At 62.3% G+C, this 25,003-nt stretch carries 22 protein-coding genes, 1 tRNA gene and 1 pseudogene; 9 read left to right on the forward strand and 15 right to left on the reverse strand.

Annotated elements, in window-relative coordinates; genetic code table 11:
• Nucleotide 1: 1 nt before the first annotated feature.
• Nucleotides 2–838, reverse strand: coding sequence for a carboxylating nicotinate-nucleotide diphosphorylase (nadC, locus tag ACILSE_RS12475; protein WP_395717728.1), 837 nt, complete (start codon nucleotides 836–838; stop codon nucleotides 2–4).
• Between the two features lie 148 nt (nucleotides 839–986).
• On the opposite strand from nadC, the gene rplS reads away from it, so the two are divergent.
• On the forward strand, nucleotides 987–1,358 hold the full coding sequence (gene rplS, locus ACILSE_RS12480; protein WP_395717729.1) for a 50S ribosomal protein L19: 372 nt from the start codon (nucleotides 987–989) through the stop codon (nucleotides 1,356–1,358).
• A gap of 86 nt (nucleotides 1,359–1,444) precedes the next feature.
• On the opposite strand, the gene ACILSE_RS12485 is transcribed toward rplS, so the two are convergent.
• The 6 genes and pseudogenes from ACILSE_RS12485 to rpmH all read right to left on the reverse strand — a co-directional run.
• Nucleotides 1,445–3,094 (reverse strand): PTPDL family protein, encoded by a 1,650-nt coding sequence (locus ACILSE_RS12485; protein ID WP_395717730.1) that lies wholly within the window; start codon nucleotides 3,092–3,094, stop codon nucleotides 1,445–1,447.
• A gap of 135 nt (nucleotides 3,095–3,229) precedes the next feature.
• Nucleotides 3,230–3,685, reverse strand: a complete 456-nt coding sequence (locus ACILSE_RS12490) for a protein jag (RefSeq protein WP_395717731.1) — start codon at nucleotides 3,683–3,685, stop codon at nucleotides 3,230–3,232.
• A gap of 91 nt (nucleotides 3,686–3,776) precedes the next feature.
• The gene (gene yidC, locus ACILSE_RS12495; RefSeq protein ID WP_395717732.1) at nucleotides 3,777–5,579 is read right to left on the reverse strand and encodes a membrane protein insertase YidC; all 1,803 of its coding nucleotides are present in this window, start codon (nucleotides 5,577–5,579) and stop codon (nucleotides 3,777–3,779) included.
• 96 nt (nucleotides 5,580–5,675) lie between these two features.
• Nucleotides 5,676–5,912, reverse strand: a complete 237-nt coding sequence (yidD, locus tag ACILSE_RS12500; protein ID WP_395717733.1) for a membrane protein insertion efficiency factor YidD — start codon at nucleotides 5,910–5,912, stop codon at nucleotides 5,676–5,678.
• The gene (rnpA, locus tag ACILSE_RS12505; RefSeq protein WP_395717734.1) at nucleotides 5,909–6,280 is read right to left on the reverse strand and encodes a ribonuclease P protein component; all 372 of its coding nucleotides are present in this window, start codon (nucleotides 6,278–6,280) and stop codon (nucleotides 5,909–5,911) included. The genes yidD and rnpA overlap by 4 nt, the downstream gene beginning before the upstream one ends.
• Before the next feature lie 77 nt (nucleotides 6,281–6,357).
• A pseudogene (rpmH, locus tag ACILSE_RS12510) lies at nucleotides 6,358–6,492 on the reverse strand (50S ribosomal protein L34); the annotation flags it as partial.
• Between the two features lie 160 nt (nucleotides 6,493–6,652).
• On the opposite strand from rpmH, the gene ACILSE_RS12515 reads away from it, so the two are divergent.
• Entirely contained in the window at nucleotides 6,653–7,507 is an 855-nt protein-coding gene (locus ACILSE_RS12515; RefSeq protein WP_395717735.1) for an alpha/beta hydrolase, read from the forward strand.
• Between the two features lie 10 nt (nucleotides 7,508–7,517).
• On the opposite strand, the gene glnD is transcribed toward ACILSE_RS12515, so the two are convergent.
• Nucleotides 7,518–10,313 (reverse strand): [protein-PII] uridylyltransferase, encoded by a 2,796-nt coding sequence (glnD, locus tag ACILSE_RS12520; protein ID WP_395717736.1) that lies wholly within the window; start codon nucleotides 10,311–10,313, stop codon nucleotides 7,518–7,520.
• Between the two features lie 12 nt (nucleotides 10,314–10,325).
• Nucleotides 10,326–10,859 carry an adenine phosphoribosyltransferase gene (locus ACILSE_RS12525; protein ID WP_395717737.1) on the reverse strand — a complete coding sequence of 178 codons (534 nt, stop codon included), beginning with the start codon at nucleotides 10,857–10,859 and terminating at the stop codon, nucleotides 10,326–10,328.
• A gap of 116 nt (nucleotides 10,860–10,975) precedes the next feature.
• Here ACILSE_RS12525 and ccsA point away from each other — a divergent pair, with 116 nt between their 5' ends.
• The 4 genes from ccsA to ACILSE_RS12545 all read left to right on the forward strand — a co-directional run bounded on the left by ccsA (nucleotide 10,976) and on the right by ACILSE_RS12545 (nucleotide 14,597).
• The gene (ccsA, locus tag ACILSE_RS12530; protein WP_395717738.1) at nucleotides 10,976–11,755 is read left to right on the forward strand and encodes a cytochrome c biogenesis protein CcsA; all 780 of its coding nucleotides are present in this window, start codon (nucleotides 10,976–10,978) and stop codon (nucleotides 11,753–11,755) included.
• Entirely contained in the window at nucleotides 11,748–12,800 is a 1,053-nt protein-coding gene (gene hemA / locus ACILSE_RS12535) for a glutamyl-tRNA reductase (protein ID WP_395717739.1), read from the forward strand. Before ccsA ends, hemA begins: the two co-directional genes overlap by 8 nt.
• On the forward strand, nucleotides 12,797–13,741 hold the full coding sequence (hemC, locus tag ACILSE_RS12540) for a hydroxymethylbilane synthase (protein WP_395717740.1): 945 nt from the start codon (nucleotides 12,797–12,799) through the stop codon (nucleotides 13,739–13,741). The genes hemA and hemC overlap by 4 nt, the downstream gene beginning before the upstream one ends.
• Nucleotides 13,742–13,961: 220 nt before the next feature.
• Entirely contained in the window at nucleotides 13,962–14,597 is a 636-nt protein-coding gene (locus ACILSE_RS12545; protein ID WP_395717741.1) for an EF-hand domain-containing protein, read from the forward strand.
• Between the two features lie 155 nt (nucleotides 14,598–14,752).
• Here ACILSE_RS12545 and ACILSE_RS12550 read toward each other — a convergent pair whose 3' ends face one another.
• The 6 genes from ACILSE_RS12550 to ACILSE_RS12575 form a co-directional block, all read right to left on the reverse strand.
• Nucleotides 14,753–15,850, reverse strand: coding sequence for an alpha/beta hydrolase-fold protein (locus ACILSE_RS12550; RefSeq protein WP_395717742.1), 1,098 nt, complete (start codon nucleotides 15,848–15,850; stop codon nucleotides 14,753–14,755).
• Nucleotides 15,851–15,893: 43 nt separating this feature from the next.
• The gene (gene mdoH, locus ACILSE_RS12555; protein WP_395717743.1) at nucleotides 15,894–18,056 is read right to left on the reverse strand and encodes a glucans biosynthesis glucosyltransferase MdoH; all 2,163 of its coding nucleotides are present in this window, start codon (nucleotides 18,054–18,056) and stop codon (nucleotides 15,894–15,896) included.
• Nucleotides 18,053–18,631 (reverse strand): hypothetical protein, encoded by a 579-nt coding sequence (locus ACILSE_RS12560; RefSeq protein ID WP_395717744.1) that lies wholly within the window; start codon nucleotides 18,629–18,631, stop codon nucleotides 18,053–18,055. Before ACILSE_RS12560 ends, mdoH begins: the two co-directional genes overlap by 4 nt.
• A gap of 112 nt (nucleotides 18,632–18,743) precedes the next feature.
• Nucleotides 18,744–20,087: a DUF1501 domain-containing protein gene (locus tag ACILSE_RS12565; protein ID WP_395717745.1), complete on the reverse strand. Its 1,344-nt coding sequence runs from the start codon at nucleotides 20,085–20,087 to the stop codon at nucleotides 18,744–18,746.
• 112 nt (nucleotides 20,088–20,199) lie between these two features.
• Nucleotides 20,200–20,826, reverse strand: a complete 627-nt coding sequence (locus ACILSE_RS12570; protein WP_395717746.1) for a tetratricopeptide repeat protein — start codon at nucleotides 20,824–20,826, stop codon at nucleotides 20,200–20,202.
• A 40-nt stretch (nucleotides 20,827–20,866) separates the two neighbouring features.
• Nucleotides 20,867–21,859 (reverse strand): hypothetical protein, encoded by a 993-nt coding sequence (locus tag ACILSE_RS12575; protein ID WP_395717747.1) that lies wholly within the window; start codon nucleotides 21,857–21,859, stop codon nucleotides 20,867–20,869.
• Nucleotides 21,860–21,995: 136 nt separating this feature from the next.
• Between ACILSE_RS12575 and ACILSE_RS12580 the strand changes: the two genes are divergently transcribed.
• The 3 genes from ACILSE_RS12580 (at nucleotide 21,996) to ACILSE_RS12590 (ending at nucleotide 25,003) form a co-directional block, all read left to right on the forward strand.
• Complete coding sequence (locus tag ACILSE_RS12580; protein ID WP_395717748.1) at nucleotides 21,996–23,798, forward strand: dynamin family protein; 1,803 nt, start codon at nucleotides 21,996–21,998, stop codon at nucleotides 23,796–23,798.
• Nucleotides 23,799–23,859: 61 nt separating this feature from the next.
• Nucleotides 23,860–24,885: a tRNA epoxyqueuosine(34) reductase QueG gene (queG, locus tag ACILSE_RS12585; protein ID WP_395717749.1), complete on the forward strand. Its 1,026-nt coding sequence runs from the start codon at nucleotides 23,860–23,862 to the stop codon at nucleotides 24,883–24,885.
• Nucleotides 24,886–24,928: 43 nt separating this feature from the next.
• Nucleotides 24,929–25,003, forward strand: a tRNA-Cys gene (locus tag ACILSE_RS12590).

The following is a 25,003-nucleotide window of genomic DNA, read 5'->3' on the forward strand; positions in this document are numbered from 1 at the left end:
GTCAGAACAAGTCGAGCGCCAGATCCAGCGCCCGCGCCGAATGGGTGAGCGCGCCGACTGAGATGGCGTTCACGCCGGTGGCGGCCACTTCTTTGATCGTGTCGAGCGTGATGCCGCCGCTGGCCTCGAGCCAGAGTTTGCCGTTCACGAGTTTCACCGCTTCACGCTGCTGGCCGGGAGTCATGTTGTCCAGCAGCAGCATGTCCACGCCGTCGAGCGTGAGAAAATCGGCGACCTGCCGCAATGTGGCGGCTTCGAGCTGGACGCGCACGCCGGGGCGCTCGGCGCGCAGCTTGCGGATGGAGGCCTGAAGCGCGGGCAGATCACCATTCGCCGCGAGATGGTTGTCTTTGACCATGGCATGATCGTAGAGGCCCATGCGGTGATTGGTGCCGCCGCCATGCTTCACGGCCGCTTTTTCGATCAAACGCCAGCCCGGCGTGGTCTTGCGCGTGTCCCAGACCTGCACCGGGTGAGGTTTCACGGCATCGACATACTTTTTTGTCTGCGTGGCGACGCCGCAGAGACGCTGGAGGAAGTTCAGGGCGGTTCTTTCGGCGGTGAGGAGGGATCGGGTGCTCCCGGCGGCCTTCATGAGAATATCGCCGCGTTCAAAGGGGCTTCCGTCCGGGATGCAGACCTCGACTTCGAGGGCGGGGTCGATTTCCTTGAAGACTGTGGCCGCGATTTCGGCCCCGGAGACGATTCCCGGCTCGCGGGCGACGATTTCGGACCGCGAGCGGGAATTCTCAGGAATGAAGTAGAGGGAGGTGACATCACCTGAGCCCACATCTTCGGCGATGGCGGCGTGGATGAGAGCTGTGACGGAGGGGTGCATGGAGAAGGGAGTCTTAGGGCGTAAAGCGGCACTTTCCAGCGCGGGGAAAAACAGGTTGCCAAATCAGGGGAACCGCCCATCTTCCCCGCCCCTCGCCCCCGGCCTGACTGATTCACGGCCTGCGATGCGAGGCTCAGGAGAGCGTGTCATGAGCAAAATCATCGAAAAGATCAACCAGGAACAAGTCAAAAAAGAAGTCGCCGCATTCAACGTGGGCGACAGCGTGAAGGTGCATACCCGAGTCATCGAAGGTGACAAGGAGCGTATCCAGATTTTCACCGGCATCGTGATCGCCCGCAAAGGCCACGGCATCAACGAGGCCTTCACCGTCCGCAAAATTTCGTACGGCGAGGGTGTGGAACGCGTGTTCCCCCTTCACAGCCCGAAAGTGGCGAAGATCGAGGTCACCAAGCCCGGCCGCGTGCGCCGCGCCCGCCTGCACTACCTGCGCAAGCGCCAGGGCAAGGAGGCGATGTCCGTCAAGGACCAGGGCCAGCAGCAAACCGCCGAGGCGGCTTGATCGTCAGTTTTTCTGTTCGTGTGTGTTTAAAAAAGGGAGTGCCGAGCGGCACTCCCTTTTTTTGCGAACGATTCAAAGCAGACGGCTTATTTCTTCTTCTTGCCGCCTGACATGGCCGCGACCAGCACGATGACCAGCACGCCAACGCCGATGAGCAGCAGGGTGTTGGTGCTGATGCCGCCTTCTTCTTCAGCAGGAGCAGGGACAGCAGCTTGAGGAGCAGTCGCCATTGGGGCGGTGTTGTAAGGCTGCTGATAAGCACCGGGTTGCGGCTGAACTTGGGGAGCGTAGCCTGCCTGCGGTGGGACGGCGCCAGGCGCCACCATGCCTGGTGCGGCTTGAACAGGAACACCGGCAGGCGCGGCAGTCATGCCTGCGACAGGCGCCACAGCGGCATTCGGCACCGCAGCGGGCTGAACTGCTCCGGGCGCGACCACTCCCGGCGTTTGTGCTCCGGCGGGCATGGCGGTTCCGGGAGCAGGGGCTGCCCCTCCACCCGCCGCTGCTGCAAGAGCCGCGGCCACACGGTCATCCATGCCTGGCGTGGCACCTGTGCCAGCGATGGCGCTGGAGCCGCCGACAGAACCAGGAGCGGCTCCTGGCGTGGCACCAGGCTGGGCCTGTGTGGCGATCTGCTGCTGAGCGTAGGCATAGCGCTGGCGGTAGCCTTGGAAGATGGTCGAGTAGAATTGTTGTGTGTTTGTGTCGGTGCTGCCTGCGGCGGCCTCTCCTGCGAGGATCGCATCCCCCATTTTTTTCAGTGCTTCCTGATCCTTCATGGCGGCGGCCTCGGCGCTCATGATTTGGGCGATCGCCTCATTCGTCTTGGTGATGGCGGCGAGGTTGATGCCTGCAAGGCGGGCCTTTTCAGCAGCGATGGCCTGTGAGAGGGCTTTCAGGCTGGCGAGGTCATACTTGTAAGGCGTGAACCATTTGGAACTCTTGCGCTCCAAGTCGTAGGTTGTCTTCCATTGCTCTTTCTCGCGATCGATCGCGGTTTTCATGCGCGAAAGGTCTGGCTCGATGAGTTTTTTGATGCCTTCATCCCGCATTCTTTGCAGCGTGGGCTGGTCCTTGATCATCTGCTCGACCTGGGCGTCAAATTTGGTCAGGATGGCGCGTGCTTCTTCAACGGCTTTCGGGAAATAAATCGACGCCATGCCCACGGGGCCGGCGAGCTGGTCAAATTCCTTGAGCGCGCCGGGATAGTCTTTCGCGGCCTCTTTTTCCAGCATGGCTGCCCGCAGGCCGTAGGCTTTGATGTTGTATTGCGCCGACTTCGCCTCGTCCGGGTTCAGCCATTTGCCTTCCATTTTGATGCCGCCGGCCACGACCTTTTCCTTCTCCGCCTGGGCCTCTGCGACAAGCTTTTCAGCCTCGGCGGCCTCCTTCGTTCCGGGGTAGCGGTTGATGAACGGGCGCAGGCGGTCCTGGATGAGCTGCTCATATTTCTCCGCCGTCATGAGATCGACGGTGGGGAAGAGTTTTCTCAATTCAATGAGCTCCACTTCTTCCGGCTTCTGCTTGATGATCTCGGCGATCTCGCTGCGCGGGATGTCCTTGTCGTCCCAGATTTTCGGCGTCAGCTTGTAACGCATGTGGATCGCCGTTGGGTTTTCCGCAGTGATATTGCCCTCCAGACGCTTCCCGTCCTTGAGGACCACAATGTCGGCTTGCAGGAATCCGGCGCTGCAGGCCAGCGCGAGCAAGGCAGGGTGAATACGGCTCAATTTCATGGGAACGGCGGGTTGGATGCGGGGTGTGCTTTGGAAGGTGGCGCGAATCAATTTGCGCGGGTTTTGAGAAATAACTCAAAACGCCTGCGGGAGTAAAGAACGAAGCTGTTTTTCGCTCAAATCATCAACGGCGGACTATTTGGGCCGGCGTTTGAGGAAAATGCGTTTGAAGCGGGCGCTGCCTTCCTGGCTGACGCTCATCACTTCAGGATCGTTGACGAACACGTTGTGAACGAGCCGCCGGTAATAGCTGTTCATTGGCGGCAGATCGGCGTTCTGGCCGGTGGCGCGGACGCGTTCACCGAGCTCCTTGGCGCGTGCGACCATCTTGTCCTCGCGCATGGAGCGGTAAAACTCCACGTCTACGCGGATGCGCGGAGCGTCCTTGATGTGACGCTGGAGCACGCGGTTCACGAGGTACTGGATGTCATCCAGCGTCTCGCCCCGGCGGCCGATCAGCGCGTCCGAGTCATCCGTGAGAACCTGGAGCGTGGGGCCGTCGGGTCCGTTGTCCTCCTCGATCTGGACGACAAAGCCCAGATAGCCGAGCATCGTGTCGAGAATTTGGCGGGCATGTTCGAGCGGCGTCATGGGTGTTTTTTCAGTTCGCTGTTCTCAGTTTGCGGTCTGTTTACATCAGGCAACGGTGACTGCGAATCTAAAACGGCAGGCCTGGGGCAGTCTAACCGCCCAGCTTCGGCGGCTTCGGCCCTTTTTTCTTCTCTTTGTGGCCCATGGGATTGAAGAACGGGTTCTGCGGCGGCGGGCCTTTGGGCACCGGCTTCTGCGCCACTTTTTCAAGCTTCGGCTCGGGCATGTACAGCTTCATCACCCAGGTCTGCGCGATGCTGAAGATGTTCTGCGTGGACCAGTAAAGCGCCAGGGCCGCGGCGAAGTTGTAGCAGATGAACAGGAAGAAGAACGGCATGAGCATCATGATGCGCTGCTGCATCTTGTCCACGCTGGCGGGCTGGGGGGTGAGCTTCATCTGCGCGATCATGGTCACACCCATGATGAGCGGCAGCGGATTGATGTCGAAACCCATGAACTGGGTCACTGTGTCGGCCGCGGCCAGGTCCTTCACCCACAGGAATGACTGCCCGCGCAGCTCGGCGGCGTATTCCAGCACGCGGTAGAGGCCGAAGAAGATCGGAATCTGCAAAAACAGCGGCAGGCAGCCGCCGAGGGGGTTGACGCCATACTCGCGGTAGAGCTTCATCACCTCCATCTGCTGCTGCTGCGGGTTGTCCTTGTACTTCTCCTGCAGCTCCTTCATCATCGGCGCCAGCAGGCCCATGCGCTTCATCGTGTAAGTGGACTTCGCGTGGATGGGCCAGATGAGCGTGCGCACGAAGATCGTGAGCAGGATGACCGCCAGCCCCCAGCTGCCGGTGAAGTCATGCATCCAGCGCATCACCCAGGACATGAAGATGCTGATCGGCTTGAACCAGCCGTAGAACATCGCGAAGCTGCGCTGCTTGCCGATCTTGCTCAGGCGGTCGTATTCCTTCGGCCCGAGGTAAATCTGATAGGTCTCGCTCTGTGAAGCTCCGGGGGCCAGATCCACCACCGGCAGACCCAGCGCGGCATCAATGGCATGATCCTGAATGTCCGTCTTGCCCGCATGGGCCGCGTCGATCGGCTGCGCCAGCTTGCGTTGGGAGGCCCAGAACTTGCCCGGCGCATCCTTCGCGGAAACTCGTGTCAAGATGTGCGTGTAAAAGCGCCCCATCACCCCCGCGTAGCGCAAAGCGCCGTAAGATTGCCGGAACTCCGTCTTTGCGTCGCTGAACCAGCCTTTGGCGAAGTAGTCGGCTTGGTAAAAGTCAGCGTCACCGGCGTCATTCCAGAAAAAGCCCTCGTAGCGCGCGTCATCGTGCTTCAAGGCGCTCGAAGCGCCGGCATAGAGGTAATACTCTTCCGAGCGGTGCTGCGCGGTGCCGGTGTTTTTCAGCGTGATCGTCAGGTCGATCAGGTGCGCGTCGCTCTCGTTCCCCTCGGTCAGCGTGTAGGTTTTCGTCACCACGATGCCTTCCGTGTTGGTGCCTTCAAAGGTGGCGCTTTTCTCGCTCTTCGCCGTCAGCTTGTAGGCGATCGCGTCAAGCCCCGCAGGTTCGCGACGCAGCGCGCCGATGGGCTCCAGCGCATTTTGGTTCAGCGTCACCTGATCCGTCCCCGCCAGCATGGCGCGGGCGATGCCGCCGCCCTTCGAGGTCAACTCAAACGTCACGCTGCCGACTTTCAGAGCGTGCTTTTCTTCGGGAATCTCGGGCGTCGCAGACTTGGCCGGTGTTGCGGCGGCGGTGGCCGTCACTGTCGTTGCCTCGGGGGGCTTCGGCGCGGTTTCCGCTGTTTTTTTGGCCTTTTCGGCCTGCACTCGCTCCGCCTCGGCCTGCGCTGCCTTCTGATTGAGACTCGTGTAATGCAGATTCAGTCCAGCGAGGACAACACACGCGATGATGACGATCCAACCTTTGCGGTCCATGAAATTTGCGGGAGGGAGAGGGTTTGTTTGGGAGGGGCGGCAGACTGGCGGGGGGATGCGATGCCCGCCATTGCAATTTAGGTCAAAAAGAATCCGTCATTTCTTGTCCGGGACCGGATCGTGGCCATGTCCGCCCCAGGGATGACAGCGGCCGATGCGGCGGATGCCCAGCCAGCTTCCACGCAGCACTCCGTGGGTCTCCACCGCCTCAAGAAAATACACCGAGCAGGTCGGCGTGTAGCGGCAGCCGGAGCCCGGGCCGCCGATGGCATGAATGACGGGCGAGATGAACATCTGGTAGCCGCGGATGAGGATTCGGATGAGCCATTTCATGGGGCGGCCGCGGCTGGGGATGGCGTTTGCAGCAGATTCATGCGGCGTGCGAGCCGCAGCCAGTCCCTTTCCAAGTCTTCCAGCGTGGCCTGCGGTGCCCGCCAGCGGGCGATGAGCACCATCTGCCAGCCGGGCATGATCTCCGCACGATGCGCGCGAATGACTTCGCGCAGCAGACGGCGGATGCGGTTGCGCACCACGGCCTTGCCCAGTTTTGCGCCCGTGATGAGACCGAACTGGAATTCCTCCAGCCCTTCCGTCTTCAAGGCACCCAGCACCAGGAATTTCCCGGCCTGGCTGCTGCCCTGCGTCTTCACCCGCGCGAAATCACGCGCCAGTTTCATCCGCAGGCTGGAGGGAAGGCGCATGGGGAGGAAAGCGCCGTGCAGGATCAGGCGTGCTGCTGCGTGTGGCGCTTGAAGTGGATTTCCACGCCCTTCGGCAGGAGACGCTTGCGTCCGGCGGCGCGGCGGCGGCGGAGGATGTCGCGGCCGTTCTTGGTCTTCATGCGGGCGCGGAAGCCAAACTGCTGCTTGCGCGTGCGTTTGGAGGGCTGGTAGGTCCTGAATGTTTTAGGCATGGGCGTGTGGGGTGGTGAAAATTTTAAAAATAACAGGCGCAGGCCGGACAAATGGCGACCTCCCATGAAAAGGGGGCGGGAGACTAGCGGGAGCCGCCCGTTTGTCAATCAGGCGATCATTTCGCGTGAACTTCGGCCCTCCGGGCGTTATTCCCGGCCCATGATCCGCCCTCTTTTTGCTCTTTTCACCCTCCAAAGCGCCGTTCTTGCCGCCGAACTGCCCAAAAACCTCCCGCAGGCCATCCCGCTGTGGGAAAACGGCGCTCCCGGCTCTGAAGCCCGCAAAACCGAGGCCGAGCAGGTCGAAGGCACAAACGTCTGCAACATCCACAACCCCACGCTCACGCCATTTGTGCCCGCTGCGGACAAAGCCAGCGGCACCGCAGTCATCATCTGCCCTGGCGGCGGTCATTCAAAGCTATGTCTCGGCCATGAAGGCTACGCGCTCGCCGAATGGTTCAAGGAGCGCGGAATCGCCGCTTTTGTGCTGAAATACCGCCTCGCTCGTGAAAAAGCCAGCACCTACACGATTCAAGATCACGCCATGGCTGACGCACGCCGTGCCATCCGCCTCATTCGCAGCCGTGCCGACGAATGGCACGTCAAAACCGACCGTCTCGGCATCCTTGGCTTCTCCGCCGGGGGCGAACTGGCCGCCTTCGCCGCCATGAAAAACGACCCCGGCCAGAAAGACGCCGCCGATCCCATCGAACGCCAGTCCAGCCGCCCCGATTTCCAGGCGCTCATTTATCCCGGCACCTCCGGCCTCTTCAATGCGGAGAAAGGCATGCCGCCGCTCTTCATCGCCGCCGGTTACAGCGACCGCCCCGACATCTCCGAGGGCATGGCCACGCTCTATCTCAAATACAAGGCCGCCGGTGTGAAGGCCGAGATGCACATGTATGCCAACGCCGGCCACGGTTTCGGCTACCGTCCCGACGCCAAGCCCAGCGCCGCCGCAAGATGGCCCGAACGCTTCACGGAATGGCTCATCGACAGCGGCCTGTTGAAGTAGGGCAAAGGAGTCACGAGGACTTGTCCGGCCGCTGGTGCACCGCCGCGTTCACGGCGTCGGCCAGCGCATCCAATTGGGCGCGGTCAGTGAGTTTGCGGCCGTTTTCGTCCTGGATGTAGATGGCGTCGATGGCGACGCCTTTTTCCGTGCTGATGCGGGCGTGTGTGACGCTGAGGCCGAGGCGGCCGATGGCCATGAAGATGTCGTAAAGCAGGCCGAGGCGGTCCACAAGCTGGAGCTCCAGCACGGTCTGGTCGGGTGAGATCTGGTTGTTCACGTAAACGCGTTGCGGGATCTCGTCGCCGATCTCGTCGAGCATGGTGATGGATTTGCCGAGCTTTTGCACAATGGCGTCGCTGAAGTCGAACTGCGTGCCGCCAAAGGCTTTGCGCACGGATTCCTCGACGCGGCTGCGCGCGCTTTTCGAGGTGACGGCGGCGAAGTTGGTGTTGCAGACGCGGAAGCTGTCCAGCACGAGGTTGTCACCGCGCTGGAAGAGGTCGGCGCTGAGGATGTTGATGCTTTCGGCGGCCAGCGCGCCGGAAATGCGGGCGAGGAGCAGATGGCGGTCCCAGCAGACGACGGTGAGTTCGCTGTAGCCTTGCTCGGCGTGATCTTCCCACATCATGACGGGCAGCAGGCCGGCTTCTGCTTCCTCGTGGATCAGTTGCTCGAAGAACAGACGGAAATGGCGGATGTGCGCGGCGATGACATCGGCCTCGCGGAAATTGAAATACGAAGGCGGCATGTGGCGGAAGTGCGCGTCCACTTCCGCTTCAAATCCCGCTCCCAGCAGCTTCGCCACGCCAGCTTTCAGCTCCTCCACCGGCACCTGCACGTGGTTCATGAAGTCCGCGGGAGCGTTCATGAAGCGCAAGGTGTTGTGGTAGAGCTGCCGGATGGATGCCTCCTTGTAGCCGGACCAGCTTTTGTCGCTGGTGCCCTTCGAGTCGGCGTAGGTCATCAGCAGCAGCGTGTCCAAGTTCTCCTTCGTGCGCACGATGGCGGCGAATTCCTCGATGACCTGGGGGTCTTCGAGGCTCTTCGTCGTGGCGGTGCGGTACATCAGCAGATGGTTGTCCACGAGGAAGAGCAGCAGCCGGCGGCGCTCCCCCTTGATCTGGAGACGGCGGCAGACGGCGGCGGCCAGGGTGGTGCTTTCGTCTGTGTGCGTCTTTTTGTTCGCAGCGCGGCCGGCGTCATGCAGCAGGAGCGCGAGATAGAGCACATACGGCTGCTGGAGATCATGAAACAACTGCTGGAAAAGCTCCGCGCCCTTCAGCGCGGGATCGCTGAGCTCGTCGAGCTTGTCGATGGTGCGCAGCGTGTGCTCGTCCGCGGTGTAGAGGTGGAAGAACTCATGCTGCACCAGGTTCGTGAGAGCGCCGAACTCCGGCATCCATTTTCCGAGAAAGCCGACACGGTGCATCTGCCGCAGGGTACGCGCCGTGTCGCCCTTGTTGGAGAGAATGGCCTCGAAGGTCTCGCGGTTGGCCTTGTTGTAGCGGAAGCCCGGGTCCACGAGGCGGAAGTTGTCCTGGATGAGCTGGAAGAGGTCCGGGCTGAGCCGCAGATGACGCTGCTGGGTGTGCAGGAAAAGGCGCATCATGCGCTGCGGCTCCTCTTTGAAGACGCCACCGCTTTCCGCATAAACGCGCTCGTGCTTGCGGATGAAGCCGTCGAAGCGCTCCTGCTGCTTTTCCGAGCGTTTGCGCGCCAGGAAGCCGATGAGGCGTTTTTTCTGCCCCTCGCTCTCGAGTTGCTGCAGATGGAAGCGGTCCATCACCTCGCTGCTGCGCTGGAGGATGTCCCGCGTGGCGGTGTAGTAGTCGTGCATCAGCGCCTCGATGCGGCGCAGGATTTTTTTGTGCCGGTAACCGAGGTTCGTGGCCACGGGCCCCTGCAAACGCAGCGTGAGCAGGTCCTCGGCGCGTTTCTCCGTGTAATGCATCTCGTTGCGCACGCGCAGGATGAAGTCATACGCCTGCTCCACCTCCCGCCAGCCGGCCTTCGAGATCAGGCCGAGGCCCACGAGATCCTTTGGATTGAGCCTGCGGTGCCGCGCATACGTCATCCAGATCAGGTTCTGATAGTCGCGCAGCCCGCCGCAGCCGTTCTTCACATGCGGCTCCTGCACAAAAGGCGTGTCACCCTGCTTTCCATGCCGCGTGGCCAGGTCGAGCTGGCGCAGCCTGAGAAACTCCTCCTCGCGCCCGTCCATGCATTCCTTGTCAAAACGGGCGCGGAATTCCTCCCACGCCGCCGGCTGTCCGGTGATGAGGCGCGCCTCCATCAGCGCGGTCTTGGTCTCCATGTTCTCGTTCGCCAGCGCGATGCACTCCCCCACGCTGCGCGAGCCATGGCCGACCTTGAACTTCAGGTCGTAAAAATACAGCAGGTAGTCACGGATGAGCTGCGCCACCTCGTTCGACACGCGGCCGCTGTTCCCTGGAAACATAAAGGTGAGGTCCACGTCGCTGCCAGGGCTCATCACGCGCCGGCCGAAACCGCCATGCGCCACCACGCTCACATTCAGCTTCGCGCGCACGTCCGCGGGCAGCGCGGCCACGCTCTCCTCCCAAAGCGTTTTGACGAGGTAATCGATCACGTCCGAGCGCATGCGGCAGATTTCCACGCCGGAAAAATTCCGGCTGCGGTGCCGCTGCTTGATGCGCTGCTCCTTGATTTTCAAAAAGCGCTTCGCCCGGCGCAGCGTCTCGGCGCGGCCACGTGGCAGCGTGTCGTCCGGCGGGAAAAAGGCCTGCGCGCTTTTGTTCAGGTGGCGCAGATACTCGCGTTCCGTCATCGCAGTGTTGTTTTAGTAGCTGATGAGCGCGTGTACCGGCCCGTGGCCGCGCAGTTTCTCGCGTCCGTTAAGAAACGACAACTCGATGAAGAACGTGCTGCCGACGATTTTCCCGCCCGCCTGCTCGATCAACGTCAGCGCCGCGCCCGCCGTGCCGCCTGTGGCCAGCAAGTCATCCGCCAGCAGCACCGTCTCTCCCGGCGCGATGGCGTCCTGGTGGATCTCGACCGAGTTCGTGCCGTACTCGAGCGAATAATCCACGCCACGCGTCATCCACGGCAGCTTGCCCTTCTTGCGCACCGGCACGAAGCCCGCGCCGAGCCGTTCAGCGATCAACGCGCCAAAAATGAAGCCGCGCGCATCGATGCCGACCACCTTGTCCACCTTGAGCACGCCGGTGGCGTCGATCATCCCGTCGATCGTCCGCGCCAGCAGCGCCGGGTCCGCCAGCACCGGCGTGATGTCTTTGAAAAGGATGCCCGGCTTCGGGAAATCCGGCACGTCACGGATCGTGGCGCGGATGTGGTCGAGGGTCTGCGAATTCATGCGCCCCGATGATGGAGGAGATGGCGGGATGCGCAAGCGATGGGAACATTGCCATCGGAATTGCCTTCACCCTTGCGGAAACGTGCCATGCCCGCGAGTATCCGCCCCCTCCTGCCATGCCCCCTTCCCAACAGCTCCTGGCCGCCGCCACGCTCCTTTTTGTGAGCGCCGTTGTGCAGGCCTTGCTCGCGCTCAAATCGGGCGCGTGGAAGCAGACGCGTGCCCAGTTCGTGCTCATGGCGCTCGGGTTCGCGCTGCAGACCGGCTTCATCTACCTGCGCGGGCAGGAAGTGCGGCAGTGTCCCATCCGCAGCCTTGCGGACATCCTGGTGTTTATCGCGTGGAGCGTGGTGCTGCTCTATTTCCTCGTCGGGCCTGCCTACCGGCTTTCTCTGCTGGGCTTGTTCACCGCGCCGCTCGTCACGGTCATGCAGGTTATGAGCTTCATGAACGGCTTTGCGCCGTATCCGCCGAAGGGACCGATCAACGCGTTGGTGGAACTGCACATCGCGCTGGCGCTCATTGCCTACGCGGCCTTCGCGCTGGCCTGCATCACCGGCGTCATGTACCTGGTGCAGGAGCGGATGCTGAAGCTGCATCAGATCGGCGGCCTGTTTTATCAACTGCCGCCGATCCAGGGCCTCGCGCAGGCCATTCAGCGCCTCGTCCGGCTCGGACTGCTTCTGCTGAGCGTGGCGCTGGGCATTTCCTTCGCCCTGCATCTGCCGATGACAAAGACCGGCCACGTTGTCTTCGCCTGGATCGTGTGGAGCCTGTATGCCGTGATCTCCATCCTGATGTGGCGGCATTTCACCTCGCCGCGCAAAACCGCGTGGCTGGCGGTCGTCGGATTCATCCTGCCGTTCATTTCCCTGTGGATTGTCACGCATGCCTGAGCCGACCGACAACCGCAGCGGCCTCGTCTGTGTGGGCCTGAACTACAAAACCACGCCCGTCGAAGTGCGTGAACGTCTCGCGTTCCCGGAAGCGCAGGTGCCGCAGGCCGTGCAGCAGGTCCGCGGCCTGCCCGGCTTCGAGGAGAGTGTCGTCATCAGCACCTGCAACCGGGTGGAAATCTACGCCGCGCATTCGCTTCCCGGCGGCGACCACGGCCATTCCGCGCTGCGCAATTACCTGGTGGAGCATTTCAAACTTCAGCCCGAGCACGCCGAGGCGCTCGTCCTTTACAACCTCGACTCAGCGGAGGCCGCGCGTCATCTCTTCCGCGTCGTCAGCGGACTCGATTCCATGGTGCTTGGCGAAACGGAAATTTTTGGCCAGGTCAAAGCGGCCTATAAAACCGCGCTCGACACCGGGGTGACCGGGCGCACGCTCAACAAGCTCTTCCAGCAGGCCTTCACCGTCGGCAAAAAGGTGCGCAATGAAACCACCATCCAGCGCGGATCGACCAGCGTCGGCAGTGTGGCGGTCGATCTCGCCGAAAAGGTCCACGATCTGAAGGAATGTCGCGTCATGCTCGTCGGTGCCGGTGAAATGAGCCGGACCTGCGCGCAGAGCCTGCTCTCACGCGGCGCGAAGAGCATCATCGTCTCCAACCGCAGCCACGACAAGGCCGTCGAGCTGGCCACGGAGATGAAAGGCATTGCGATGAAATTCGACGAATGGGAGCACGTGCTGCACGAGGTCGATGTCATCATCTCCAGCACCAGCGCGCCGCATTTCGTCATCAAGCCCGATCAGATCGACCAAGTCATGCGCAAGCGCCGCTGGGAGCCGCTGCTGATCATCGACATCGCCGTCCCGCGGGACGTCCATCCGGCGGTGAACGAGATCGAAGGCGTGTATCTCTACGACATCGACGCGTTGCAGGCCATCGCCGACGAAGGCCGCCGCGAGCGAGAGCGGCAGCTCGCAGCATGCGAGCGCATCATCGAGGAGCAGCTTGAGAAATTCGGCTTCGTCAAAACCACCCATTCATGAGCATCGAAAAAGTCATCCTTGGCACCCGCGGCAGCGAACTCGCCCTCACGCAGACCACCATGGTCACGGCGGCGTTGCAGACCGCGCATCCGCATCTGAAAATCGAGCGCGAGATCATCCAGACTAGCGGCGACAAGCGTCAGGATCTGCGTTTCTCCGAGTTCAGCGGCGTGGCGAACGTGGACAAGGGCATCTTCATCAAGGAGCTCGAAATCGCGCTCGAAAACAAGCAGATCGACGCTGCGGTGCACAGCCTGAAGGACGTGCCGAGCGATCTCGCTGCTGGATTTACCATCGCCGCCGTGCTGCCGCGTGCCGCGATCGAGGATGTGATGATCACCCGCGATCCGCACACGCTCGACAGCCTGCCAAAAGGTGCCCGCGTCGGCACCAGCAGCGTGCGGCGTGCGGCGCAGCTCAAATTTCTGCGTCCGGACCTCGAGATTGTCGAGATCCGCGGCAACGTGCCCACGCGCGTGAAGAAAGTGCTCGGCGAAAACGCGCTCGATGCAGTCCTGCTCGCCGCCGCCGGTTTGCTGCGCCTGAATTTGCTCAACGCGAACCTCAGCCGCATCCACATCGAGGGGCAGACGCTCTGCGCGCTCGTGCTTGATCCGGTGAAGTTCCTCCCGGCCGCAGGGCAGGGGGCCATCGCCATCGAATGCCGTGCGGGTGATGACGCGGTGATCCACGCGATACGTGCGCTCAACCACGCCGAAACCGAGTCACGGGTCATCGCTGAGCGGGAATTTCTCAAAATTCTCGGCGCCGGCTGCCAGACGCCGGTCGGAGCGCACACGACGATTCGAGACGGTCGGCTCCACATGGCCGTGCGCGTCTTCAACGAGGCCAATCTCTCCGCCGCTCCGGTCGAACGCGAGGCCAGCCGTCCCGTTCACGAGGCGAAGCAACTCGCCGCCGATCTCGCGGCGATGCTTTGATGGAGCGCACGCGTCCCGCGTGTCGTTTTCCGCGTCTCGCGGAAAACCGTCCCCCCAGCACACGCAAACAAGTTCAACGCTGGACGGGGAACGACACCCTGGGCCCGCATTCGGCGGGACGCCGAACGCAGCACGCGAGACGCGTGCGCTCCTGCCGGACTGGGCCGAAGAACGCAAAATCCACATGCAACCTCATGCGTGGTGCGGCGTTTCAGCGTGCATGAAGACCACTCTTCTTTCCTTGTTTGTGACAGCCCTGCTTCCCGCCGTTGCCCTGCCCGCTCCAGATGCCAAGGGCAAAAAAAGACCCGGTGCGTCCGCGCACCATGATGGAGCCAACGCTGAAGTTTTGAAGACGTTCGACAAGAATGGCGACCATAAAATCGACGCTGACGAGCTGCCCGCGCTGCAAAAGGCTTTCTCGACGTTGAAGAGCCTCGACAAGAACAGCAACGGCGAGATCGAGCTGGCCGAAGTCGAAAGACCGCAAGCTCCCGTCGCCGCCGACCGCAGGGTCCGCATGCTTGCCGGATTCAAGCAGGTGGACAAGAACGGCAATCACAAGATTGATGCCGACGAGGTCGAAGGGCTGCAAAAGATGATCGCTGGCGGAAAAGTCATGTCGCGACTCGATCAGAACGGCAACGGCAAGCTCGAGCCGGGTGAGGTGGATCGTTTGAATGAACGCCTGTCACAAGGTTTCGGTGGCAGAGGCCGCCCTTCCGCCACGCCCGCGCCTTCAGTGCGCAAGCCGCCGGAAAAACCTGCCGAATCACCCAAACCAGAGGAGAAGAAGGAAGAAAAGCCCGCCGCTCCGGCTCCCGACGCGAAGCCGCCCGGAAACTTCGGTGCTTGAATGGAGCGCACGCGTCTCGCGTGCCGTTTTCCGCGTCTTGCGGAAAACCGTCTCCAAGCTCACGCCAGCCGGCGCAACATTGGATGAAGAATCATGTCCTGGGTCAGCATTCGGCGGGACGCCGAATGCTGCACGCGGGACGCGTGCGCTCCAGCTCAGCGAAACAGCTTCGGCGCGAATTCGGCGAGGTAGTCGCGCCAGATGGGCCAGGAGTGATCGCCGGGTGTGAGACGCCATTCGTGGTTCACGCCGCGTGATTTGAGCGTGGCTATGAGCTGGTTGTTGCGTTCGAGCAGGAAATCCTTCTCCCCGCAGGCGATCCAGAGGAGTTTCAGTTTCGCATTCGTGCCCGCGGCGTCATCGAGCGCGGGTTTGATCTCATTTTCATCGACCGCGCCGCTGAAGGAGCCAATCCACGCGAATTTGTCGAGATTCGTCATGCCGGTGCTGAGCGACTGCCAGCCGCCCATGCTCAAACCCGTGATGGCGCGCTGTTCGCGGTCGGGTGAGACGCGATAACTGCGTTCCACGAGAGGAATCGCGTCTTCAAACAACTCACACTTGAAGGCCTTGAGCGATTCGCCGCGCTTGTCGGCCATTTCACGCGGCACCATGCCGAGCGGATGGCCGTCGATCATCAAAACGATCATCGGCTTCGCTTTGCCGGCGGCGATGAGGTTGTCGAGAATCCAGTGCGCCTTGCCGTGCGTGACCCACGTCTCATGACGGTCGCCCGAGCCGTGCTGGAGGACGAACAGTGGGTACTTCGTGGCTGTGTCAGCCTCGTAGCCAGGCGGTGTGTAAATCCACGCGCCGCGCTGTTTGCCGAGCGCTTTCGAGAGATAGGTGTGCTGATGCACAGTGCCGTGCGGCACGTCCTGAAAGTCCCACACGTTCGGCGGATTGGCAGGGATGTGCAGGATGCTCGCGCTGGGGTTGCGCTGCGGTTTTTGCGCCGGATTCGCGGGATCGATCATCGTCAGGCCATCGACGACGAAGCTGTATTCCCACACGCCGGCGGGCACGTTCGGCACGGTGAGGCTCCACACATTTTCTTCTCCCTTCGTCATCTCCACCTGCTGCCTGTCCCACTGGCCGCGCAGAGCCACGCTTTGCGATTTGGGAGCACGGATGCGGAAAGAGACGCCGTGGTCGTCCTTGATTTCCGGCGAGACGATCGGCGCGGAGCGTTGCGCGAGGGCGGGAAGAACGAACGAGACAAAAATGGCGCAGCAGATGACGTGGAGCTTCATGGTTGAAAAGAAACGCGCTCTCGAAATGCGGCTTTCGCGCATCTCAGTCCTCGACTTCCTGCTTCGCGAGCGTGTGGGCGAAGGGACTGGTGGGTGCGAGCTTGTACTGGCGGATCGCCGTGGACCAGAAGGGTGCGAGTTCGTGATCGGCGGCGCTCCAGAGGCGGTAATGCAGGTTCGTCACCGTGTCGGTGTCGTGCATCATGGCCTTCAACTCCTGCGCATTGAGCGTCTGCGGCCCCTGGGTGATGAGCCGGTGGCCGATTTCATCGAGGTAGCTGCGCGAGACGTCGATGGTGCGGCGGCGGCGCAGCAGGCTGACGTGCAGGCCGTTCACATACGGATCGAGGAAGACCTGCATGAGGCCGTAGTGGCGTTCCAGCTCGGGCGGAAGCTGCAGGCGGTCTTTGATCTCCTCCAGGGTCTGCTGCATCGTCTTGAGCACGGTGGGCGGATCGTATTCCTCCGGTGTGAGGAAGATGCCGAGGCGCCTGCCGCTGCGTCCGCCGGAAACGATGGCCGCGACGAGGATGGAGACGATGAGAGAGAACAGGATCGGGCTGATCCAGATGAGGAAGGCGAAGGAGCCGAGCTTCACGCCGATGCCCGCGCCCACAGCAGTCCAGAGCAGGCCCAGGACGGTCACGCTGGCAAAGGTGAGGATGATCTCGCTCCAGTTGATGCCGCCGTCGATTTTCCGGCGCTGTGTGACCCAGCTCACGCTTTTGCCAATGAGCGTGTAGATGACGAAACGTGCATGAAACACCATCAGCACCGGTGCCATGAGCGTGAAGACGACTGTGTCGAGCATGCTGCTGAAAAACGTGAGGAGGCGCAGGCGCAACGGTTTGAACATGCGGCCGGTGATGACCTCGTCGAGCAGGATGACCGTCTTCGGCAGGAAGATGAGCATGATGGTGACGCCGAGGAGGATTTTCTCCGCGAGCAATGACTGCGGTGCCACGTGCGCCGTCGGCGTGGCGGCGAGATACGTCACGAGCACGAGAAAGATGAACCACAGCAGCGAGCTGACGTAGCTGAGGATGCCGTGGAGGAAATTCACGCGGCTCATCGGATGCCAGCCCTTCGCAAACACGAGCCAGAGATGCTGGATGTTGCCCTGGCACCAGCGGCGATCGCGTTTGAGCATGTCCACGAGCGTGGGCGGGCCTTCCTCGTAGCTGCCACGCGTGGTGGGCAGCAGTCTCACGGCGTAACCCGCTTTGCGCATGAGCGCGGCTTCGACGAAGTCATGGCTGAGGATGTGGCCGCCGAAGGGCGCGTTCTTCGGCAGCGGCGGCAGGGCGCAGTGCTCGATGAAGGGTGCGAGCCTCAAAATGGCGTTGTGGCCCCAGAAATTGGCCTCGCCGCACTGCCAGTAGTCGAGTCCGGCCATGAAGGGCGGTCCGTAGAGTGCCTGTGCGAACTGCATCACGCGGCCGAGCAGCGTGTCGGCGGCGATTTGCTTCGGAAATGTCTGGAGGATGCCGATGCCGGGATTTTTCTCCATGATGCGCACCATGCTGGTGAGCAGCGCGCCGGACATGAGGCTGTCCGCGTCGAGCACGACCATGTAGCGGTAGCGTTTGCCCCAGCGGCGGCAGAAGTCGCTCACGTTGCCGCTCTTACGGTTGATGGGCTTGCGGCGTTTGCGGTAGAAGATGCGGCCGAAGGCCTTCAACTGACGACAGAGTTCGAGCCAGGCGGTTTCTTCTTCGATCCATTGGCTGGTTTTGTCCGAGTCGCTGAGGATGAAGAAGTCGAAGTTCTTCGACTGGCCGGTGGCTTCGAGGGAGAGGTAGATCGAGCGCAGGCCTTCATACACACGCGTCACGTCCTCGTTGAAGACGGGCATGACGATCGCGGTGCTCGCGGTGATGGGCTGCTCGTAGTCGTCCGCGTTCAGCGTGCGCCAGAGGTCGAGCGAGTCGGGCTTCGGGCGGTTCATGAGCCACACGCCAAAGAGCGCGGTCCAGAAGCCGACATTGAGCTGGTAGTAGAGCGGGATGAAGACCAGCAGCAGCGCCCACTCCGAGATGCGCATGCCATTTTCTGACAGGAAAACAAACGAGAGCCAGGTGCCCACGATGGTGCCGAGACCGACGAGGGAGAAGAAGGTCGAGCGGCGCGTGCGCGAGACACGTTTCGGCGGCATACCGGCGTTCATCGCGATGTTTGCGGTCTGGCTGCCGAGGGGTGCGCTCATCTGAAGAGGGAATAAAGATAACCCAGTACACCGAACACGATGAGGAAGAGCACCGAGTATCGCAGGATGGGATGGCGGCCGAGCTTGCCGAAGGTGTCCTCCGCCACGTCGGGGATGAGGCCGAGGTCGATGTCACGCGGAGTCATCTTGCTCACGCTCATGCCGGGGCCGGAGGTGCGCAGGGCGGAGCGCATGGCCTCGGCCATGTCATCCGGCATGTTTTCCTCATCGAGGAAGAACTGCGGCCAGCGTGAGGGGCCGCCGGCCAGATGGAAACCGAGCCGGCCTGTGGCCTCGAGCTGTGCTTCGTTCAAGTTCAGGTCGCTGTAGATCGCGCCGAGCCATTCGCGCAGCATGAGCCGCGCCTGCTCGATCGCGTGTGCCGTGGGCCTGCGGGAAGGGTCCTTCGCATGTGCCTCGGCCGCCTTGCGCAGCGTCTCGAGGATGAGCTGCGTGCGGCGGATGCGGTTATGGAGCTGGTAGGAGCGGAAGTAGTCGGCGAGGCGCGCATACGCCTCGTTCCACTCTTCCTCGGTGCCCGTTGCGGGCGCGAACTGGATGTTGACTGCTTCCATGACGGCTCAAGACGAGAGCCATGACGAGGATGCGCATTTTTGATGCCGTGAAAAGTGAATCCTCACCGCCTTGTTTTTTACGCCGACGAACTAACTGGAAGAAAGACCCGGCTCACGCAATCAGCTCGTTGATCAGCCTGCCGCCGTTCACGATGTCCACGGGACGCACGTTTTCGACGACGATGCGCTTGCTGGCGTTGATGCCGAGCAGGCGGTACATCGTGCGGGCGAGGTCTTCGGGGCCGACGGGATCTTCATCCGGCTCGCCGCCGAGGGCGTCGGACTTGCCATAGACGAAACCTTTCTTCACACCGCCACCAGCCATCGCCACGGAGAAGACACGCGGGTAGTGGTCGCGACCGTTCGTGCTGTTAATCTTCGGCGTGCGGCCGAATTCGCTGCTCACCAGCACCAGCGTCGTGTCGAGCATGCCGCGCTCGTCGAGATCGCGTATGAGACGCGCGAAGGCGGTGTCGAACTGCGGTGCCTGGCTCTCAAACGAGCCTTTGATGTTCGAGTGGTGGTCCCAGCCGCCGTAGTTCACCGAAACCATGCGCACACCGGCCTCGACGAGGCGGCGGGCGAGTAGGAAACGCTGACCGGCGGCGTTGCGGCCGTATTCATCGCGCAGCTTGGCCGGTTCGGCGGCCAGATTGAAGGCCTCGCGGGCTTGTTGCGAGCTGATGAGGTTGTACGCGGCCGTGTAGAACTTGTCCATCGCAGCGAGGCCGTCGGATTTCTCCGTCGTGCGGAAATGCTCGTCCACGGAGGAGAGCAGGCTGCGGCGGCGGTCGAAGCGCTTCTGGTCGATGTCTTTTGGCGCGGCCAGATCGCGCACGGTGAAGTTGCCGTCCGCAGGATCACTGCCGAGAGCAAAGGGTCCGAACGCGCTGCTCATGTAGCCGCTGCCCTGCTCGGGTGCGAACACACTTGGCACCACGACGTAGGGCGGCAGGTTGTTCCGGCTTCCTTGTTCATGCGAAATGATGGAGCCGAAGCTGGGGAACTTGATCGCCGGGCTCGGACGGTAGCCGGTGAACATGTTGTGCGTGCCGCGTTCGTGCGCTGCCTCGCCATGCGTCACGGAGCGGATCATCGTGATCTTGTCGAGGATCTTCGCGATGTTCGCGAACTTCTCGCCCACGTATTCGCCCGTCACGCCTTTGACCGGATTGAAGGGTCCGCGGTAGTCGGGCGAGGCAAAGGGCTTCGGATCCCACGACTCATGCTGCGCCATCCCACCGGGCAGGTAAATGTGGATGATCGAGGTCGCGACCGGCTTGTAGCTCTCCACCGCCGGCATCGCCAGTGTTTGCTCCGCCGCCTGCAGCTTCAGCATTTCCGGCAAAGTGATGCCCAGTCCTGCCAGCGCCCCCACATGCAGAAAGTCACGACGGCTCTGCGAGGTCGCGAAGGGATTGCGGTGATTACCGGAGCACAAGGGATGCATTTTCATGGTCGTGTCAGTGGGTTTGGACACGAACTTACCATGCACTGCCGTGCCTTATTGCGCTCACGGCCCATTCTCACAAACCCGGAACAATGATGCGCAAGGGATGCGCATTCGCTCACTGGTCCCACCCACGGATCTTCACATGCACCTGCGCAACGCGGCCCATGTAGTGGTCCATGGCGAAGTCTTTGGCGGCTTTGAGCATGTGCCCCTTCGCCTTCGCGTCTTCGCCGGTCGCCTCAAAGTAGAGGCCGAGGTAGAGGTGGGCGTAGCAGCGGTGGTTGCGCAGGTTTTCGCCCTGGCCCTCCTCGGCGGCCTTCAAGACGGCTTCCACGCTGCCTTTGCCGGCAAAAAGCTCGTGAACCTGCTTCATCGGGATGCGTGAGTCGCCCTCGATGGGGATGAAGACCTTCCGCGCGGCCTCCACACCCTCGCCTTTGGCGATGCAGAGGAAATGCCAGGCGGCGTTTTCCACGTCGTTGCCGTTCACAGTCTGATGCACCTCAAACTGCTCGCGCCCGGCTTTGAAATCACCCGCGTAGTAGAGCGAGAGGCCACGCTGCCAGAGCTGCGGCTTCGCATTCGGTGCCAGCGTGATCAATTTGTCGAACGCGGCGACGGATTCCTTCGGTTTCGCGGCGAAGAAGGCATCCACGCCTTGCTGGAAGAGCGCGTCTGGCGATTCCTGGGCTGGAAGAAGGGCCGCGAGGCCGAAAAAGAGGATGCAGAGCTGTTTTTTCATGATGTTCGTCAAACGTGAGCGTCACCGCGTTTCGCGCAATTCACAGCCACGCGAGCGGCAGGGGCAGGATGAGAGCCAGATCGGCCAGCACGCGGTAGGCATCGGTGGAGAGGCCTTTTCCGGCGCGCTGCACGACCGCGTGCAGCACCAGTGCGCCGAGCACCGCCTGCGACGGACCACGCAGGGAATTCTCCAGCAGACCGCCCTCGACCAGCCACCGCACCGCCAGCGTGAAGACCAGCGCGCCGAGCACGAGCGGCGCATGGCTGCGCTTGCTGTTTTTTTCATGGGTGGAGATGCCGTGCAGGTTGCAGGCGAAGAGCGCGGCCAGCAGCAGGCTTTCCAGCACGGGTTCGAGGATCGTTTCCGGCATCGCAAGGAAGCGCGTGCTGGTGCTGCAGCCGAGCGCGAAGAGCAGCGCGGCGGTGTATTCCTTCGGCAGCCATTGGCCGAGACGGATGTCGATCTGCCGCAAAAAACTCAGCACCATCGCCACCAGCAGAATCAGGCTGAGCGCGAAGCGATACCCGGCGGGCAGCGGCATGCGGGAGATGAGGAGGATGCCGCCGAGTCCTGCGGCGCAGAGAAAGACATCCCGCGACACGCGGCTGCCCTGCGCCGCCCATGAGGCCAGATAAAGCGCTACCAGCATCGACAGTCCCGCCGCCTGCCACAGGATGCCTTCAGGGATCACATAAAACGCCGCCCACACCAGCCAAGAAGCGGCGGCGGGCATCACGCCGAGCAGCAGCACACGGCGGTGGCGGCGGTAAAAGGCATGCCGCGTGTCCAACGCGGAGCCAGGCTTCGCTGAAAAGGTGTCCAGCGTGCGGTCGGCGAGGTAAATGAGCCAGCAGGCCAGCGCGAGACCCGCGTCCAGCATCGGCGTGAGGCGGACGCCATGCGCCTGCGCCAGCACGCGCTGCCACAGCACGGCCACCAGCGGCGCCTCCAGGCTTAGCACATGCGGCCACAGCCACCACGGCGTGGGTTGATCGGGTGTGGAGTCACTGTCGGGCGGCGGCGCGTTCAATCGGTGTTCTTTCGGGATACACCATGGAGTGATGGAGTGTCGGAGCAATGGAGTATTGGCGCTGGAACCATCACTCCACCACTCCAGTTCTCCATTCCTCCATCTTCCCGCCGGATTCCCGCGCTCGCAGGTTGCGATGAAGTTCACACGCGGCACCTTGCGCGACCCCCACATGATCGGTGATGACTATTTTGAACTGCGTTCGCGCATCGGCACGGACCTCCTGGCGCTCTCGGCCGCGGTGCGTGACGCCGGCGGCGACGCCGAGTCCGCCGCGATCCTCGACAACCTCATCGCCAGCCTGAAGGAGCCGTTCGTCTTTGTCGTCGTCGGAGAGGTGAACGTGGGTAAATCCACCTTTCTCAACGCGCTCTTCGGCCAGGACTTCTCCCAGACCGGCGTCATGCCCACGACGGGCAAGATTCTCTTCTTCCGGCACGGCACGGAGCACAGCGTCGTGCCTGTCACGCCCACGCTCGATGAAGTGTATGCGCCCGTCGATTTCCTGCGGGATTTCCACATCGTGGACACGCCGGGCACGAACTCCATCGAGAACGAGCACCAGCAGATTACCGAGCGCTTCGTGCCCATCGCCGACCTCGTCATCTTCGTGTTCTCGGCGATGAATCCGTGGGGCGCGTCCGCGTGGCAGTTCCTGGAGAAAGTTCACCGCGAATGGATGCGGCACGTCATTTTCGTGCTTCAGCAGAGCGACCTGCGCAGCCCGGAGGAAATCCAGGTGATAACCGACTACATGGGCCAGCTCACGCGTCAGCGTTTCGGCCGCGACTTCCCGCTCTTTCCCGTCTCGGCTAAAAAAGCCATCCTCGCTCACAACGCCGGCATCGAGCACGACCGCTTTCACCAGGACAGCGGCTTTCACGCCTTGGAGGCGCACATTTCCAGCCTCGTGCGACATAATGCCTCCCGGCTGAACAAGCTTGCCAGCACCATGAGGCTTGCGCGCCAGATTCTCGAAACCACGCGCGACCGTGTCGTGGCCGGCATGCACGGCGCTCAGCGAAAAGCCGTCGTGTTGCAGGAACTGCAAACCGAGCGCGAGCTCCAGGTGGATCGCACGCTGAAAAAAATCCTGCCCGCGCTCGATGCCACCGAGCGTGACTACCACGAGTCCGTGATGCGCGTCGCGGGTCTCGCCAGCGACGCGCTGGCCACGCGGAAGGCCTTCCAGCGCAAGCCCGCGCCGGAAGATGACACTACTGAGGAGCAGCGTCCGCAGAGCCTCGACCACCGCCTGTTTCAGGAGCTGCAGCACCGCACCGGAGACCGCTGGCGGCAGGTCGGCCTCGTGCTGGAGGAGGATGTGCATCAGTTCGAGCGTTTCCTGTATGCGCAGGGCCGCGGCGTGATTTTCCCGGTGGACGTCTCCATGCCCGTGCATGTTTATGACGACGAGGAAAGCGATCTGCGCCGTCGTTTCGGCACGCATGTCGATTCCTCGCTGCGTCGCTTTGTCATCGGTCTGAAACTCGACGAGGACATCGAGCCCGGCCTCGAAAACGCCCGCCGCACCGCCCGCTGGCTGAAGCGGCTCATCCTGCCTGTGATCATCGTCTCCGCGTTGTGCGGATGGCTGGACGGCATCGAGGGGGGGGCCATCGCCGCGGGTGCGGGAGTGCTGCTGCTGGCCGTCATTTACCTGCTCACTCAGGTCAGGCTAAGCAGCGCCCGCAATGCCATCCTCGACAAGCTGGAGGAGTCCTCCGTCACCTTGCGCGCGATGCTGTCCAAACAGGTCACGGACGACGTCACCACCATCTTCACCAAGTTCCTCGAAACCCTCAATCCCGCGCAGGCCGACGCAGCGCATGTCGAACGCGAGCAGTCCGCGCATGTCGAGCGCCTCCGCATGCTGGCCGACTCCTTCGACATTCTCGACAAGCAGATCCAGTCCCTGACGCCACCGGGCGGGAAATGAGCCTGGGGTCTTCCTGCCTCGGGAATCTGTCATTCGTCATCTGATTTCGTCATTCCTCATTGTGTCCCCGGCAGAGATCAAAACCGAACTCATCGCCAAGGCCCGCTCGCTCGGCTTTGACGACTGCCGCGTCGCTGCCGCGTTGCCTGCGAGGCACCGCGACCTCTATGAGCAGTGGATCGCCGAAGGAAAACACGGCGACATGGCCTGGATGGCCCGGAACATCGAGCGCCGTGTCGATCCGCGTGTCGTCTTGCCCGGTGCACGTAGCGTGATTGTTCTCGCGCTGAACTATTTCCAAGGGCCGGGCCCGCAGACCGGCTATCGCATCGCCCGCTACGCTTGGAACGACGACTACCACGACCTCATCGAGGAAAAGCTCCGCGAACTCGACGCTTTCCTCGCCACCCACGGCGGCGTGCAGAAGCCTTACGTCGATACCGGCCCTGTTTTGGAGCGTGACTTCGCCAGCGAGGCTGGCCTTGGCTGGGGCGGCAAAAGCACGATGCAGATTCATCGTCATCTCGGCACCTGGTTCTTCCTCGCCGACATCCTCACCACGCTCGATCTGCCCGCCGACACGCCGGCGAAGGACATGTGCGGCAAATGCACCCGCTGCATCGACGCCTGCCCCACGCAGGCCATCACCGCGCCGCGGAGCATGGATGCACGCCGTTGCATCTCCTACCTCACCATCGAAAACAAAGGTTCCATCCCGCACGAGTTCCGCCAAGCCATCGGCGACCGCATCTACGGCTGCGATGCCTGCCTCGACGCCTGCCCGTGGAACCGCCACGCCCAGGAATCACGCGAGGCAGCCTTCCAGGCCCGCGAAACCGTGTTCACCAAGTCCTTGCGCGACTTTCTCTCCCTCACCGACGACGAATTCCGCGCCCTCTTCGCCAAATCCCCCATCAAGCGCATCAAGCGCCCCGCCTTCCTGCGCAACGTTTGCGTCGCCCTCGGCAACACCGGCACGCCGGACGATCTCCCTGCCCTCGAAGCCGCCGCTGCCGATCCACACCCGCTCATTGCCGAACACGCCGCCTGGGCGGTGGCTGAAATCCGCCGCCGCCACGGCGGTTGACAGGGGGAGGGCCACCGCCTACTCTCCGTCCGCTTTCGAGCATGGCGAGGTAGCAAAGTGGTAATGCACTGGTCTGCAAAACCGGTATGCGCGGGTTCAATTCCCGCCCTCGCCTCCA

The sequence above is a fragment of the Prosthecobacter sp. genome (assembly GCF_044236155.1).
Classification (GTDB): Bacteria; Verrucomicrobiota; Verrucomicrobiia; order Verrucomicrobiales; family Verrucomicrobiaceae; genus Prosthecobacter.

Coding starts and splice junctions, on each gene's coding strand:
- ACILSE_RS12490 (WP_395717731.1), bottom strand. CDS start 3,685: ATGACGCCGCTCGAACATGCCCGCCAAATTCTCGACACGATGCTCGGC.
- ACILSE_RS12525 (WP_395717737.1), bottom strand. CDS start 10,859: ATGAATTCGCAGACCCTCGACCACATCCGCGCCACGATCCGTGACGTG.
- ACILSE_RS12515 (WP_395717735.1), top strand. CDS start 6,653: ATGATCCGCCCTCTTTTTGCTCTTTTCACCCTCCAAAGCGCCGTTCTT.
- ACILSE_RS12485 (WP_395717730.1), bottom strand. CDS start 3,094: ATGAAATTGAGCCGTATTCACCCTGCCTTGCTCGCGCTGGCCTGCAGC.
- rplS (WP_395717729.1), top strand. CDS start 987: ATGAGCAAAATCATCGAAAAGATCAACCAGGAACAAGTCAAAAAAGAA.
- ccsA (WP_395717738.1), top strand. CDS start 10,976: ATGCCCCCTTCCCAACAGCTCCTGGCCGCCGCCACGCTCCTTTTTGTG.
- rnpA (WP_395717734.1), bottom strand. CDS start 6,280: ATGCGCCTTCCCTCCAGCCTGCGGATGAAACTGGCGCGTGATTTCGCG.
- nadC (WP_395717728.1), bottom strand. CDS start 838: ATGCACCCCTCCGTCACAGCTCTCATCCACGCCGCCATCGCCGAAGAT.
- ACILSE_RS12565 (WP_395717745.1), bottom strand. CDS start 20,087: ATGAAAATGCATCCCTTGTGCTCCGGTAATCACCGCAATCCCTTCGCG.
- yidD (WP_395717733.1), bottom strand. CDS start 5,912: ATGAAATGGCTCATCCGAATCCTCATCCGCGGCTACCAGATGTTCATC.
- ACILSE_RS12560 (WP_395717744.1), bottom strand. CDS start 18,631: ATGGAAGCAGTCAACATCCAGTTCGCGCCCGCAACGGGCACCGAGGAA.
- ACILSE_RS12570 (WP_395717746.1), bottom strand. CDS start 20,826: ATGAAAAAACAGCTCTGCATCCTCTTTTTCGGCCTCGCGGCCCTTCTT.
- ACILSE_RS12580 (WP_395717748.1), top strand. CDS start 21,996: ATGAAGTTCACACGCGGCACCTTGCGCGACCCCCACATGATCGGTGAT.
- glnD (WP_395717736.1), bottom strand. CDS start 10,313: ATGACGGAACGCGAGTATCTGCGCCACCTGAACAAAAGCGCGCAGGCC.
- hemC (WP_395717740.1), top strand. CDS start 12,797: ATGAGCATCGAAAAAGTCATCCTTGGCACCCGCGGCAGCGAACTCGCC.
- ACILSE_RS12550 (WP_395717742.1), bottom strand. CDS start 15,850: ATGAAGCTCCACGTCATCTGCTGCGCCATTTTTGTCTCGTTCGTTCTT.
- yidC (WP_395717732.1), bottom strand. CDS start 5,579: ATGGACCGCAAAGGTTGGATCGTCATCATCGCGTGTGTTGTCCTCGCT.
- ACILSE_RS12545 (WP_395717741.1), top strand. CDS start 13,962: ATGAAGACCACTCTTCTTTCCTTGTTTGTGACAGCCCTGCTTCCCGCC.
- mdoH (WP_395717743.1), bottom strand. CDS start 18,056: ATGAGCGCACCCCTCGGCAGCCAGACCGCAAACATCGCGATGAACGCC.
- hemA (WP_395717739.1), top strand. CDS start 11,748: ATGCCTGAGCCGACCGACAACCGCAGCGGCCTCGTCTGTGTGGGCCTG.